This window comes from Sphingobacterium litopenaei (genome assembly GCF_014692495.1).
GTDB lineage: Bacteria > Bacteroidota > Bacteroidia > Sphingobacteriales > Sphingobacteriaceae > Sphingobacterium > Sphingobacterium litopenaei.
This window is the reverse complement of the sequence record NZ_JACOIJ010000012.1, coordinates 48,465-62,823: the sequence shown is the minus strand read 5'-3', so window position 1 is coordinate 62,823 and position 14,359 is coordinate 48,465. Positions and strand designations below refer to the sequence as shown.

Here is a 14,359-nt window from a genome sequence, read left to right as displayed (position 1 = left end):
AATAAAACAGACATTTGCTCCTATAATCAAAGTTCCTATTCTATATATAATTCAGTAACTTTGTCACACATAAAAACAAAACTTTACTATCATGTCATTCAGAATAGAAAAAGATACAATGGGTGAAGTTCAAGTACCTGCAGACAAATACTGGGGTGCACAAACTGAACGTTCACGTAATAACTTTAAAATCGGACCTTCAGGCTCCATGCCAAAAGAAATCATTGAAGGTTTTGCTTATTTGAAAAAAGCTGCTGCTTATGCTAACCACGAATTAGGAGTATTACCTATCGAAAAACGTGATGCTATCGCTGCAGTTTGTGACGAAATCTTAGCGGGTAAATTGGATAGCGAATTCCCATTAGTAATCTGGCAAACAGGTTCGGGTACGCAATCAAACATGAACGTAAACGAAGTAATCGCTAACCGTGCGCAAGTATTGGCTGGTGGTAAAATCGGCGAAGGTGAACCTGTATTGAAAGCGAATGACGATGTAAATAAATCGCAATCTTCTAACGATACATTTCCTACTGGCATGCACATCGCTGCTTACAAAGCTGTAGTTGAAGTAACTATTCCAGGTGTGGAAAAATTACGTGATACTTTACAACGTAAATCACAAGAATTTATGAACGTTGTAAAAATCGGTCGTACGCACTTAATGGACGCAACTCCATTGACTTTAGGTCAAGAATTATCAGGTTATGTAGCACAATTGAATTACGGTATCAAAGCCGTTAAAAATACATTAGCACATTTATCAGAAGTTGCATTGGGTGGTACTGCTGTAGGTACAGGTTTGAACACTCCAAAAGGTTACGATGTTACTGTAGCTAAATATATTGCAGAATTTACTGGTCTTCCATTTGTAACTGCTCCAAATAAATTCGAAGCTTTAGCTTCTCACGATGCTATCGTGGAAACACACGGTGCATTGAAACAATTGGCTGTATCATTGAACAAAATTGCTAACGACATCCGTATGTTAGCTTCAGGCCCACGTTCAGGTATCGGCGAAATCTTAATTCCTGAAAACGAACCAGGTTCTTCTATCATGCCTGGTAAAGTTAACCCTACACAATGTGAAGCATTGACAATGGTTGCTGCACAAGTAATGGGTAATGATGTCGCTATCACTATTGGTGGTACACAAGGTCACTACGAATTGAATGTATTCAAACCTGTAATGGCTGCGAACTTTTTACAATCTGCACGCTTAATCGGTGATGCATGTGTATCTTTCGAAGAGCACTGTGCTTCTGGTATCGAACCAAATTACGCGCGTATCAAAGAATTAGTAGATAACTCTTTGATGTTGGTAACAGCATTGAACACTAAAATTGGTTACTACAAAGCTGCTGAAATCGCGCAAACAGCTCATAAAAACAACTCTACGTTGAAAGAAACAGCTATTGCATTAGGTTATGTGACTGCTGAACAGTTCGACGAATGGGTGAAACCAGAAGATATGGTTGGAAGTTTAAAATAAGTTTAGTGATTAAAACTTCGAAAACATATCATTTTTATAATACATACCTATCTATCCTGATAGGTATGTTTTTATTGACAATATCTTGCCAGCGCCAATCGGATATGCAAACTGAAGGCGTGAAAGAATTGCAAGGTGTGTGGGTGCAAGATAGTGTTGACAATCAAGATCAACTTTTATCTTATACTTTACACGAATTCACATTCCGATGTGATTCAATTTATGCAGTAATGAATGTCCACGCTAAAACCAAAACGATTCCTGATTCATGCTATAAAAATGGGAATTGGAAAGAATACGGTAAAGGTGTTTATGTACAACGTGGAGACAGCCTTATTGTTGAAGGTATTTATACCAAAGCGAATTGGAAACAAAAAGGTTCTGGCTGCTATAAGCAAGGACAATATTTGCCTCGATTTAAGATAATTTCTGTTTCAGCAGATACCATTGTTCTACAGAATAAATTTGATTCCAAACCTATTACACTCCGCAAAACACAAGATATTACCTGCGTACCTAAAAAACGTTGGGAAATGTAAAATTTAAATTAAAAATGCCAAATAATATTGGCATTTTTAGTTTAAATTTTTAACCCAATATGAAAAGACTCTTATTCCTTATTGCGACAATACTATTCAATTTTTGTTACGCACAAACCGATAGTACAAAAATCGTCAATCTAATATCTTATATTCCAAAAGGAGAAACTTTAAATTATTCAGTCTTAAAAACCTCAATTGATTCTAGTAGTACTAAAGATGCAAAAACTACTGAAAATTCCTTCAATTTTAAAATTACTGTAAAAGACTCTACAGATTCAAACTATATTATCAGCTATTATCGAACTTTAGATGTATTTGCGACACCTCAGTTGAGTAACTTAGAAGAAAGTATACAACAAAAGCTTATAGAGTTATCCACCATTCAATTCGATTATGAGACGGATGAATTAGGAATATTTAAGCGCATTATCAATGAGGTGATACTTTCTGAAAAAATTTCGGCTGACTTCGAAGCATTATTAAATATTCTAAGCGCAGAAACGAATGATGAAAAAACATTAGAATTTATAAAGGAGTTTATAGGTTCCATCGATCCTACCACACTTATTTCTGCATACGCCCAAGATGTGCAAGCATTGCATTTTGCCTTAGGTGGATCTTTCAATATTCAAGACACTATTCCATTTGAAGAAGAGATGGTAGCTCCTTTACTGAATACTCCTATTGCCCTGAATGGTGTATTATACTGTGATGAATACGATGAAGAGAATAATTACTTCTCTTTAATTGAAGAAAAAACAATAGAAGGCGATTTTATGGAAAAAGTATTTGATTTTTTCAAGAAATATGAAAATAAAGAAAAACCTATTGATGAAAATGAATTAAAAGGTTTTAATATGGACATTTACTTACATAATACCTATCAATACAATTCATTGTACGGAGTTGCTACTTATATCGAACTTTACAGAGAGGTTACTGTAGACGGAAAAGGCGAAAGTTTCAAGAGAATTGATATTTATGAAATCTCTTTGGTGGAGGAATAATTAGATTTCTCTTATCATAAGAATGACAAAACCTAACAACGTCATATCGACCGAAGGGAGATATCCAAAAAACAAGCGAAAAGAACTTTGTATTAACTAGAAAGAGCCGCTAAAAGCGGCTCTTTCTAGTTAATTAATCTATTCTCATCCGAAGATTTCAGCAATTGCTGTTTCAATTCATTTTCGGACTGTAGTAATTCTTGCTCGACAACTTTTCGTTTTTCCCGACCATCACGTTGAATTTGGATAACCTGTTCGATAGTCTGGATAATATCGTTGTTTGCTTTTTTGATAGTCTCAATATCGACAATACCACGCTCGGTTTCACGAGCTACACTAATGGTAGATTCCTTAAGCATTTCCGAATTTTTGCGAAGTAATTCATTTGTAGCATCTGTAACTGCTTTTTGAGCTTCCAAAGCACGTTGCGAATGCGCAATGCCCAATGTCAACACCATTTGGTTTTTCCAAAGGGGCAAAGTATTCACAATACTGGATTGGATTTTCTCCATCAAGGATGAACTGTTGCTTTGAATCATGCGAATCTGTGGCGCTGTTTGCAATACGACCATACGCGTCAATTTCAAATCGTGCACTTTACGCTCAAAACGCACCACATGTTGTTCCATGTCTTTGTACGCTTGAATTTTGTGTTGGTCTCCAGATTCTTCCGCTTCTCGTTTTAATTGTGGCAACGTAACATTATGTACTTCCTGTAGCTTCTCCTCTCCTGCTGCTATATGCAAAGAAAGTTCTTTAAAGTAATTTTGATTCTCTTGAAAAAGCTTATCGAAGATATTTACATCCTTCAAAAGGTTTTTGTAATGGCCTTCTAACTTTAATTCGATTTGATGAATATTTTTCTCAACCGAAGCATATTCTGTACGCAGACGCTGAACCTTCTTCTTCAAGTTGTCGAAGAAAGGAATCAATGGCTTTTTATTTAATTTTTCATCAAAAGACTTAATATCCGTACGCAGATTCAACAAAATATCTTCCGCCCCACCCATATCTTTTGTACGTACCTGTTTCAATATTTCATTTGAAAAATTGCTAACTTTTGTTTGACTGGCCACACCAAATTGAATAATATCAGTGGTCGACTGCAGATTGATTTTGTCTTTATATTGTTGGATTAAAGCCTTCTCTTCAGGTGTAAAATTCACTTGCATATCTTGAGAGCTTTTCCCCGGTGTATTTTCATCATAAGTTGTCAAGTCTATTGTACTCATAGTTTAGTCATTAAGTAGTTTTTTATTTTTAAGCGTTTGAATATAGACATCAGACTCTGCCGAAACGTCCAGCAAACGATATTTAATCAAATTCGTAACATCCAACTCTATTGCGGATGAAGCTTGTACCAATACAGTTTCCAGTTTATTTTTGGACTCTAAGGTTATAGCATTATTTAATCGTGTTTGTTGTAAATCATAATATTCACGTAAAACATTGACAACCGTACCGTGTCTTACCAAGAATTTTTCGGCTTCCATAATATCACGTTGTTCCAGCAGATGAAATAACCGCACAATCTTCTCAATATGAGCTTGCAAATTTCTATTTTGAATCTCCTTCTTATAAAACATCAGTTTTGTAACAAAAGATTGTGGCGTTTCCACTTCTGCCTGCGCCAATTCCAATCGGCGCTGATGCGCAATATTGTTAACCCAACTCAACTGTCTTACTTCCGATAATTCGATGCGTTGCAAATAATCTTTCGACTGACTAAGCAACAAGCCATTTCCCGCAATATAAGAAGCTATATAACCACATACCGTTGCCAACATACCCGAAGACATGGCACCAGCAAAGTAGTAGAACGAGTAAAACAATCCAAACTGTATAAATAACAATATCCAAGCAAGCGCATACCAAGAACGCACCTTACTTTTGGAGGCCTGCGACATCATCACAAGCGGATGAATCGGTGGAACAAACAATAAAATAGACAAAAATGTCCATTTTAGTTGTCCAAATTCCCATCGTTTACTTTTCTTTGTCGCAAAACCCATTTTTTATATAAATAAAATTGTCTCTTCTAATATACTTATTTTTCAAGCTTTATGCGGAAATTTATTCCCCAGCATTACAACAAAACGTTCAATTCCTATTCCAATAATAGATATTTTTACATAATGGCTACAAAAAACAACTATATCAGCTACTTACGTGTCATTGCGACAGTATTTGTCATATTGATTCATGCCAGTACAGGTTTTTTGAATCGCTTTGATGCGGATGATTTTAATTGGAACTATGCGAATTGGATTAATTCAGCAACACGTTGTTCTGTTGCTATTTTTGTGATGTTGTCTGGTGCATTGCTGTTACTCAAGGACGAAGACACTTGGTCTTTTTATAAAAAGCGTATCACCAAATTGCTGTATCCATTTTTATTTTGGACAATAATATATCTGATTTATTATTTCTATCGATATACAAATTTCAATGCCCTATCCACAGAAAGGATTATGAGCATAGCTCAAGACAAAATTTTACATGGTGCCAATGCGCATTTGTGGTATCTATACATGATCATTGGTTTGTATTTAGCTATTCCTTATCTCCGTAAAATCATTACCCAAGTCAGCATTCGGGAGATTGAAATTTTTCTAGTATTGTGGTTTGCTTCGATGATTCTAATGAATAAATTCTACTATCCAAATTTTCCCAAATTTGATTTAACTTTCTTTTCAGGATACTTGGGCTATTTGGTATTGGGGTATTATTTATCTATTAAATCGTTCAATTGGAGTAAATGGATACCTTTGATAGGTTATATAGCTATATCCGTATTTACAGCATATATGACGTATACTTGGAGTTTATCGGCTAATAAATATAATCCGCACTGGTATTATTACGTATTTCCAAATACAGCACTTGCTGCTGGTTTATTATTTATTTTGTTCCAGAAAATAGTGAATAAGGAGTCTGAACTCCCAACATGGATAAAAATTATTGACGAATACAGTTTCGGAATTTATTTAGTACATATCCTTCCACTTAATTATATACATCCATTCCTCTCAAAGCACATGAGTACATTGTGGGTTATTCCTTTAGCCACATTACTGACTTTAATTACTTCGATTGGGATTATTTATGTATTGCGGAAAATTCCTTACGGGAAATATGTGAGTGGGTAACAAAAAAAGCTATCTCTCTCGAGATAGCTTTTAAAGTATATAGTATACGGTTTTTATCTATTAGAAAGGTAAATCATCGTCATCAGCACCTGATGAAGTGATATCTACTGGTGCTGGCATATCATTGTATGAAGGTGCAGAAGCAGCAGCAGTATTAGCTAATTTAGTTACTCTCCAAGCCACTAATGAGTTGAAATAAGTTGTTACACCTTGTGCATTTGTCCAAGGACGACCACGTAAATTGAAAGAAACTTCAATCTCTTCGCCTACAGCCAAATTGTCAAAAATATTAACTCTATCTTGTGTCGCTTCAAAACGAATATATTCCACAAATTGTGGGTTTTCTGCGTATGCAACGATCAAATCTCTCTTTTTAAAAGACTCAGTAACCTGTTGTACAGCACCTACTTCGTGAACTTTTCCTCTGATTTCCATATCATTAATTGTATTAAACCGTAAAATTACACATTTTTTCCATCGAAGATTAATTAACTTTGCACAAATATGAAAGAAGTTTTCAACACAGCAAGCAAAGTGATAATAACTTGTAACAAAAGATTATCACCATTCCTTCAAGAAGAAATTACAGAATTAGGATACGAAATAAAGAGAGTTTTTAACACTGGAGTAGAACTACAAGCATCTATCAATGAATGCATTCGCTTAAATTTAAATTTGCGTACGGCGAGTCAGGTTTTATACGAATTAGCTTCATTTAGAGCACGTGATGCTAAAGAATTATACAATGCTTTAGTCAAGATTGAATGGGAAAATATTATACCTTTTGACGGCTACTTTTCTGTAACATCCAACGTTCATAACGAAACGATTACAACACCACTTTTCGCTAATGTAAAAGTAAAAGATGCGATCGTGGATAGAATCAAAGATAAAAAAGGTGTACGTCCCGATTCAGGACCAGATCTGTCCAAAGCAGTGATTCATTTACACTGGATCGAAGAACGTGCAGAAATTTTCTTAGATACTTCTGGTGAAACCTTAGCAAAACACGGCTACCGCAAACATCCTGGTAAAGCACCTATGTTGGAAGCATTAGCTTCATCAACTATTTTGGCCACAAAATGGGATGGAAAAACTCCTTTTATTAATCCAATGTGCGGTTCGGGTACTTTGGCAATTGAAGCAGCTTTGATGGCGCAAAAGAGAATGCCAGGGTTACAACGCATGAACTATTCATTCATGCACTTTATCGGATATAATGAAGAAGTATTCTTCCAAGAAAGAAGATTGCTGAAAGAAAAAACTGTTAAAAACAATATACCAACTATTATTGCTTCGGATATTTCAGCACAAGCAATTGAAATTGCAAAAATGAATGCACAGACTGCAGGTGTAGAACATTTGATCGATTTCGAAGTATGTGATTTTGCTGAAACTACCGTGCCTGAAGGACCTGGAGTTATCATGTTCAATCCAGAATATGGGGAGCGTTTGGGCACGCATACGAAGCTCGAAATCACTTACAAACGTGTGGGTGACTTTATGAAACAGGAGTGTAAAGGCTACCGCGGTTATGTTTTTACAGGGAATCCAGACCTTGCAAAGAAAATTGGTTTAAAAGCTTCTAGGAGATTTGAATTTTTTAATGGTAAATTAGACTGCAGATTATTACAATACGAACTTTACGACGGAACAAAAGAAAAATCACATGCAACAAATAATTGATCTAACCGTAGCATTTGTACAGGACAGGCTTAAATTTGCAGAATCAGGCCACGATTGGTGGCATATTCAGCGGGTCTGGAACAACACAAAATTAATTTTACAGCATGAAGAAGCAAATCATTTGGTTTGTGAGCTAGCCGCCTTGTTACATGACATTGCTGATAGCAAATTTCATGATGGCGATGAAACGATAGGTCCACGTGTGGCCGGTGAATTTTTAACATCCATCGGTGTGGAAAATGAAGTAGTTGAGCATGTACAACAGATTATTCTTAACATGTCCTTCAAAGCCTCTTTGGGGGAAGTCACTTTCCATTCCAAAGAACTTGAAGTAGCGCAAGATGCAGATCGCTTAGATGCAATTGGCGCTATCGGAATTGCTCGTGCATTTAATTACGGAGGATACAAAAATCGTGAGATTTATGACCCGAATGTAAAACCGAAAAAACATATGAGTAAAGAAGAATATAAAAACACTTCTGCTCCTACAATTAATCATTTCTATGAAAAACTGTTATTACTAAAAGATAAAATGAATACGTCAACGGCGAAGTCTATTGCAGAACATAGACATCAGTTCATGGAAGACTTTTTGCAACAATTTCATGATGAATGGAATGGTATTCGTTAATCATGCATTAAATTAATAGAAGATATTTAAATTAGGCAGTAATTATGAAAAATAGTACTGCCTTTTTATTTACCTTATTATTTCCTTTTATAGCTTTTAGTCAAATTAGACTTCCCCAGGATTCATTAGCATTTATCCAGCAGAAATGGCAGACACAAAAAGTAGCCAAAGGAGTAATCTGGAAAAACCTCTCCACCACAGCGGTATTCAACTCTACACAAATCATAAACATAATTGAAATTGATCTTAAACAGAATCAGAAGAAATTAGGGATTAAAGCTTTGCCAAAAAGCCGCGAATTGACCAGTTCCCTAGCCAAACAAGTAAAAGCATTTGTAGCCATAAATGGAGGCTTTTTTGACATGAAAAATGGTGGAGCTGTGGATTATATCAAAGTGGAAAATAAGGTTATTAACACAACGATTAATCCAAGCGACAGAGCGAATGCTTTTTTAGCTTTCGATAAAAAAGCCACGAAAATTACTTCAGATTCTACCATTATTGGTTCTTATCCCAATATTATACTAGCCGGTCCCTCACTTTTGACACAAAATTCAAGAGCACAACTTTCCAAAAATGCATTCAATGACAATAGACATCCTCGCACTGCGATTGGACTGAAAGGCAATAAATTGATTCTTATTACCGTTGATGGACGTAGAAGTCAATCACAAGGAATGAATTTACATGAACTGGCACATATAATGAAATGGTATGGTTGTCAAGACGCCATGAATCTTGATGGCGGCGGCAGTACGGCCATGTATATCATCAACCAACCCTATAATGGTATTGTGAATTATCCTTCGGACAACAATAAATTCGATCACGAAGGCGAAAGAAAAGTCTCGAACATAATCTACTTAACTAACTAAACCTTTATACAACCATGAAAAACATCACTTTAGCTTGCATGCTTTTTGCAATTTCTCTTACTTCCTATGCCCAAAAAACGAAAATAATAGCTCATCGTGGTGCTTGGAAAACGACTAATGCACCACAAAACTCTATTGCAGCACTGAAACATGCCATTGAGATGAAAGCTTGGGGTAGTGAATTTGACGTATCACTTACAAAAGATAATATCCTTATTGTCAACCACAACAATGATTATCAGGGTATAAATGTAGCTACGAATGATTATGCTACGCTAAGTCAGAAAAAATTGTCTAATGGTGAAAAATTACCCACTGCAGAAGAATATATGCAGGAGGGTTTAAAACAAAAAAGAACTAAAATGATCTTTGAGATAAAACCCAATGTATTAGGAAAAGAACGCTCTATAGAAGCTGCAGAACATTCTTATAATTTGGTAAAAAGATTGAAAGGTCTGAAAAAAACAGTTTTCATTTCATTCAGTTATGATGCCTGTCTTCATCTCAAAAAATTAGATAAAAAAGTACGTGTACAGTATTTGGGCAGTGATAAGAGCCCGATTGATTTATACAATGATGGATTTAGTGAAATGGATTTTAATTCTGGAGTTTTTAAGAATAGACCACAATATTTTAAAGATGCCAAAGACCGCAAAATGAAAATCAATGTGTGGACTGTAAATTCAGAAGAAGAAATGCGTTATTTCATCGATAACAAAGTGGATTATATTACAACTGACGAACCTGAGCTTTTGCAAAAAATATTAAATAACTAATTATGAAAAAAATTATAATCTTAACCTTACTTTTTTGGTGCGCACTATCTGTTTTCGCACAATCCATACATGTAGCTACCTACAACATCCGTCAACGGAATCAAGTAGATTCGGGCAACATGTGGATTGACAGAAAAGAAAAAGTCTGTAACCTTATCAAATACCATGATTTTGATATTTTTGGTGTACAAGAAGCATTTAAGGATCAAATGGATGACATGCAAAAACTTTTACCCAAATATGCTTCGATTGGAGTAGGTCGAGATGATGGCAAAGATAAAGGCGAACATTCTGCTATCTGGTATAAAAAAGAACGCTTCAAAGTCATTAAAAGCGGAACATTCTGGCTTTCACCAACTGACACAGAAAAACCTAACAAAGGATGGGACGCGGCATTACCACGCATCTGTACTTGGGGTGTTTTCGAAGACAAAACTAATGGCAAGCAATTTATTATGATGAATACGCATTTCGATCATGTCGGAAGAATTGCGCGATCTGAAAGCGCTAAATTGATGCTTCAAAAAGCCAAAGAATTAGCTTCAAATCTCCCACTTATCATTTCAGGAGATTTGAACGTGAATGAAAAAGACGAAGCTTATTTTACTTTAGCCAACTCTCCTTCGATTCAAGACACGTACGAACTTTCTCCTATCGTCTATGAACCTAACTCTTCATTCAATGGTTGGGGAAAAAGTCTAGAAAAGAAAAGTCGTATTGATCATATTTTCGTTTCGAAGCCTTTCAATATATTGAGATATGGTATACTGACCGATACTTACCTTGGTAAATATCCTTCAGATCACTTTCCTGTTTCGGTACACATGGAGTGGTAAGAACTTTTTGTATTTTTGCGCTTCAATCGTTTAAATATGAAAACAATCAAATACTTGGCATTAGGCATTGCTACACTTCCGTTATTTACAGGATGCGAGACAATGAGCCAAATCGCAAGCACATTGCCTCAAACGGCTCCTGGTACAACGACTTCTACAACAGGTTCTAATTCAAGAACTATAACACAAGCAGAAGCTACTACCGGGATTAAACAAGCATTAAGTAACGGATTACAAAATAGTATCAATACACTTTCTGCGAACAATGGGTTTTACGGCGATGCTATAGTCAAAATTTTGATGCCTCAAGAGGCACAAAAAGTTGAACAAGCCTTGCGTTCTGTAGGAATGGGCAAATTGGTTGACAATTTCGTATTGAGCTTAAATAGAGCTGCAGAATCAGCTGTAAAAGAAGCAGCCCCAGTTTTCGTGAATTCGCTATCACAAATGACTGTAACTGATGCTTTCAATATTTTATTGGGTTCCCAACAAGATGCTGCAACAACTTTCTTTAAAAGAACGGCGTCTGCTACGTTGACTCAAAAATTCAGTCCTATTGTTGAATCCGCTTTAGGGAAAAACAATGTAAGTAGCTATTGGACACAGTTAACTTCTGCCTACAATGCACTCCCTATCGCAAAAGAAAAAGTTCAAACTGATTTAAATGCTTATGTAACCCAAAAAGCTATCGATGGACTTTTCACTAAAATAGCAGGTGAAGAATTAAAAATTAGACAAAATATCGGCGGAGCAAGAAATTCAAGTGTACTAGAATCAGTGTTTGGATGGGTCGATAAACAAAAATAATAACTATGGGGAAGTCACTCTTCCCCGTTTCTCTTTTCAACATCTTTACAATAAACATACCTTAAAACTTGTGGGGTTTACTACATTTGTAGTGCAAAAAATGTTAAAATGGATAATTCTTTTATAAATAATCTATCAAATCTTTCTGTTGCTGAACGTTTTATGCGTTATGTACAGATCGACACGCAGTCCGATCCCAATTCTGTAACTTTCCCTTCTACAGCCAAACAACTCAATTTGAGTAAAGTGTTGTTAGAAGAATTGAAAGCTATCGGTGCGCAGGATGTCGAATTGGATGAAAATGGCTATGTATATGCTACTATTCCTTCTAATACAACGAAAGATGTTCCCGCGATTTGTTTTTGTTCGCACGTAGATACATCGCCAGATTGTTCGGGTACAGATGTAAAACCTATTGTTCATAGCAATTACCAAGGTCAAGATTTAGTTTTGCCAGATGATAATGCTGTAGTGATTCGTTTTGCTGAACACAAAGATTTAGCCGACCAAATCGGAAATGATATTATCACCGCTTCGGGTACAACATTATTAGGTGCTGATGACAAAGCTGGTGTAGCGGAGATCATGGAAGCTGCGAAATTGTTAATCGAACATCCAGAAATCAAACACGGAGATATCAAAATATTATTTACACCTGATGAAGAAATTGGTCGTGGTGTAGATTTTGTGAATTTAGAACGCTTAGGCGCTAAATTTGCCTATACAATGGACGGTGAAAAAGCAGGAACTATCGAAGATGAAACATTCTCTGCTGATGCTGCTACTATAACTATCCATGGCGTATCAGTTCACCCTGGATTTGCCAAAGGCAAAATGCAATCGGCTATTAAAATTGCTTCTAAAATTGTGGATTCACTCCCTACAGACCGTTTATCACCAGAAAGCACATCGGGTAAACAAGGTTTTGTTCATCCCACAGGAATCTCTGGTTCTGTAGAAAAAACAACTATCTCCTTTATTGTGAGAGATCATGACACTGCAAATTTGGAAAAACATGAAGCTGAATTAGAAGCTGTTGCGAAAGCAGTGGTTGCTCAATACCCTGGAGTTACTTATACGTTCGATACGAAAGAACAATACCGCAACATGAAAGAAGTATTGGATCAATATCCACAAATCATGGAGATAGGTTTAGAAGCTATCGAGCGTGCAGGTATGAAAGCTGAACGTCGCAGTATTCGTGGCGGTACTGATGGTTCAAGATTATCTTTCATGGGACTTCCATGTCCCAATATTTTCGCTGGTGGCCATGCCTTCCACGGAAAAATGGAATGGGTAAGTAAACAAGATATGGAGAAAGCCGTGAAAACTATTCTTCACATCGCTACACTTTGGGAAGAAAAAGCGTAATTAATTAAATCAATTTTATGTCAAACGAAGTTTTAAAAGCAATTCAATACCGTAGAACGGTCAACCAAAACAGTTTTACGGATCAAGATATTTCAAAAGAAGATCTTTTGACGATTTTAGAAGCAGCGAATGCTGCTCCTACGCACAAACGTACACAACCATGGCGTTTTGTGGTATTCCAAAAAGATGGTTTACAACGTTTAGGATCCGAATTAGCACGTATCTATAAAAACATTACACCTGCAGAAAAATATTCTGAAGTAGCAGAGCAAAATATGGCGAAAAAAGCTACACAATCAAATGTTGCTATCGCAATTATTGTAAACTATACAGGTGATTTACCAGAATGGGAAGAATTAGCAGCTACAGCTTGTGCCGTTCAAAATATTTGGTTAGCAGCTCATTCTTTAAATATTGGGGGATATTGGGCAACACCAGGATTAATCAACCATTTAGGTGAATTCTTAAAATTAGAAGAAAACCAAAAATGTATTGGTCTATTCTATTTAGGACACCACAATGCTGAACCTCGCGAACCAGTTCGCTCTCCTATAGAGGATAAAATCCGTTGGGAAGAGTAGTCAAGGTATTTATAACAAAAAAGTCCTTTCTGATAATTCACAGAAAGGACTTTTTTGTTAAAACCTATAACCTACACCAATTCTAATATCTGAAGCAGAGAATACATCTAGAGATGGTATATCTAACTTTGGTCGATAATTCGCAAAGATTGAAATAGGTTTAGAAAGATTGTAAGTAAAACCTCCAATCCCAGTTAATATTGTTGCCTTTCCATCCAAACCTTTCTTTTGATAAAAATGAACTCCTGAGCCAGCTCCAAGATTGAATTTTAATCTATCGGCAATTAAGTTGAGATTTGATTGATAATCTATTCCTATTAATTGAGTATGGTTTTTAATGCAACGTAAGCTCCTATATATTGATTTCTTTTAAATTGAAAATCATAAGAAATTCCCCATACACCTAATTCATTGTACTGTACTAAATTCTCCCTCCCAAATTCAGTAATAAAAGAAATTCGATGTCTTTGTACTTAAGCAGCAGAAATTAAGGACATTATCAGCCCTATAACTAATAAAGAATTTTTTTATTCATAATTTAAGTTAACAAACTATGAATATATTAAAACAAATACAATTACTCAAACATACTCATTCCAATATAGAATG

15 protein-coding genes are annotated in these 14,359 nt (G+C 35.7%); 12 read left to right on the top strand and 3 right to left on the bottom strand.

Annotated features, from left to right (window positions below):
* The first annotated feature begins 91 nt into the window (after window positions 1-91).
* The 3 genes from fumC to H8B04_RS08215 all read left to right on the top strand — a co-directional run bounded on the left by fumC (window position 92) and on the right by H8B04_RS08215 (window position 3,038).
* Window positions 92-1,489 carry a class II fumarate hydratase gene (fumC, locus tag H8B04_RS08225; RefSeq protein WP_190302039.1) on the top strand — a complete coding sequence of 466 codons (1,398 nt, stop codon included), beginning with the start codon at window positions 92-94 and terminating at the stop codon, window positions 1,487-1,489.
* A gap of 65 nt (window positions 1,490-1,554) precedes the next feature.
* Window positions 1,555-2,028: a fumarate hydratase gene (locus H8B04_RS08220; RefSeq protein WP_223815331.1), complete on the top strand. Its 474-nt coding sequence runs from the start codon at window positions 1,555-1,557 to the stop codon at window positions 2,026-2,028.
* 59 nt (window positions 2,029-2,087) lie between these two features.
* The gene (locus H8B04_RS08215; RefSeq protein WP_165290573.1) at window positions 2,088-3,038 is read left to right on the top strand and encodes a hypothetical protein; all 951 of its coding nucleotides are present in this window, start codon (window positions 2,088-2,090) and stop codon (window positions 3,036-3,038) included.
* A 125-nt stretch (window positions 3,039-3,163) separates the two neighbouring features.
* On the opposite strand, the gene H8B04_RS08210 is transcribed toward H8B04_RS08215, so the two are convergent.
* Together H8B04_RS08210 and H8B04_RS08205 are read right to left on the bottom strand one after the other, a co-directional pair.
* Window positions 3,164-4,270 carry a toxic anion resistance protein gene (locus H8B04_RS08210; RefSeq protein ID WP_190302038.1) on the bottom strand — a complete coding sequence of 369 codons (1,107 nt, stop codon included), beginning with the start codon at window positions 4,268-4,270 and terminating at the stop codon, window positions 3,164-3,166.
* Between the two features lie 3 nt (window positions 4,271-4,273).
* Window positions 4,274-5,050 (bottom strand): hypothetical protein, encoded by a 777-nt coding sequence (locus H8B04_RS08205; protein ID WP_165290572.1) that lies wholly within the window; start codon window positions 5,048-5,050, stop codon window positions 4,274-4,276.
* 123 nt (window positions 5,051-5,173) lie between these two features.
* Here H8B04_RS08205 and H8B04_RS08200 point away from each other — a divergent pair, with 123 nt between their 5' ends.
* Window positions 5,174-6,187, top strand: a complete 1,014-nt coding sequence (locus H8B04_RS08200) for an acyltransferase (RefSeq protein ID WP_190302037.1) — start codon at window positions 5,174-5,176, stop codon at window positions 6,185-6,187.
* Window positions 6,188-6,247: 60 nt separating this feature from the next.
* Here H8B04_RS08200 and H8B04_RS08195 read toward each other — a convergent pair whose 3' ends face one another.
* On the bottom strand, window positions 6,248-6,622 hold the full coding sequence (locus tag H8B04_RS08195; protein ID WP_165290570.1) for a DUF3127 domain-containing protein: 375 nt from the start codon (window positions 6,620-6,622) through the stop codon (window positions 6,248-6,250).
* Window positions 6,623-6,691: 69 nt separating this feature from the next.
* Here H8B04_RS08195 and H8B04_RS08190 point away from each other — a divergent pair, with 69 nt between their 5' ends.
* The 8 genes from H8B04_RS08190 (at window position 6,692) to H8B04_RS08155 (ending at window position 13,750) form a co-directional block, all read left to right on the top strand.
* Complete coding sequence (locus tag H8B04_RS08190) at window positions 6,692-7,873, top strand: THUMP domain-containing class I SAM-dependent RNA methyltransferase (protein ID WP_165290569.1); 1,182 nt, start codon at window positions 6,692-6,694, stop codon at window positions 7,871-7,873.
* Entirely contained in the window at window positions 7,857-8,504 is a 648-nt protein-coding gene (locus H8B04_RS08185) for an HD domain-containing protein (protein WP_165290568.1), read from the top strand. Before H8B04_RS08190 ends, H8B04_RS08185 begins: the two co-directional genes overlap by 17 nt.
* 44 nt (window positions 8,505-8,548) lie before the next feature.
* Window positions 8,549-9,379 carry a phosphodiester glycosidase family protein gene (locus H8B04_RS08180; RefSeq protein WP_165290567.1) on the top strand — a complete coding sequence of 277 codons (831 nt, stop codon included), beginning with the start codon at window positions 8,549-8,551 and terminating at the stop codon, window positions 9,377-9,379.
* A gap of 14 nt (window positions 9,380-9,393) precedes the next feature.
* Entirely contained in the window at window positions 9,394-10,155 is a 762-nt protein-coding gene (locus H8B04_RS08175; protein WP_190302036.1) for a glycerophosphodiester phosphodiesterase family protein, read from the top strand.
* A gap of 2 nt (window positions 10,156-10,157) precedes the next feature.
* On the top strand, window positions 10,158-10,991 hold the full coding sequence (locus tag H8B04_RS08170; RefSeq protein ID WP_190302035.1) for an endonuclease/exonuclease/phosphatase family protein: 834 nt from the start codon (window positions 10,158-10,160) through the stop codon (window positions 10,989-10,991).
* Window positions 10,992-11,027: 36 nt separating this feature from the next.
* Window positions 11,028-11,798 carry a DUF4197 domain-containing protein gene (locus H8B04_RS08165; RefSeq protein WP_190302034.1) on the top strand — a complete coding sequence of 257 codons (771 nt, stop codon included), beginning with the start codon at window positions 11,028-11,030 and terminating at the stop codon, window positions 11,796-11,798.
* 108 nt (window positions 11,799-11,906) lie between these two features.
* Window positions 11,907-13,169, top strand: a complete 1,263-nt coding sequence (gene pepT / locus H8B04_RS08160; protein ID WP_165290563.1) for a peptidase T — start codon at window positions 11,907-11,909, stop codon at window positions 13,167-13,169.
* A 17-nt stretch (window positions 13,170-13,186) separates the two neighbouring features.
* Window positions 13,187-13,750 (top strand): nitroreductase family protein, encoded by a 564-nt coding sequence (locus H8B04_RS08155; RefSeq protein ID WP_165290562.1) that lies wholly within the window; start codon window positions 13,187-13,189, stop codon window positions 13,748-13,750.
* The last annotated feature ends 609 nt before the right edge of the window (window positions 13,751-14,359 follow it).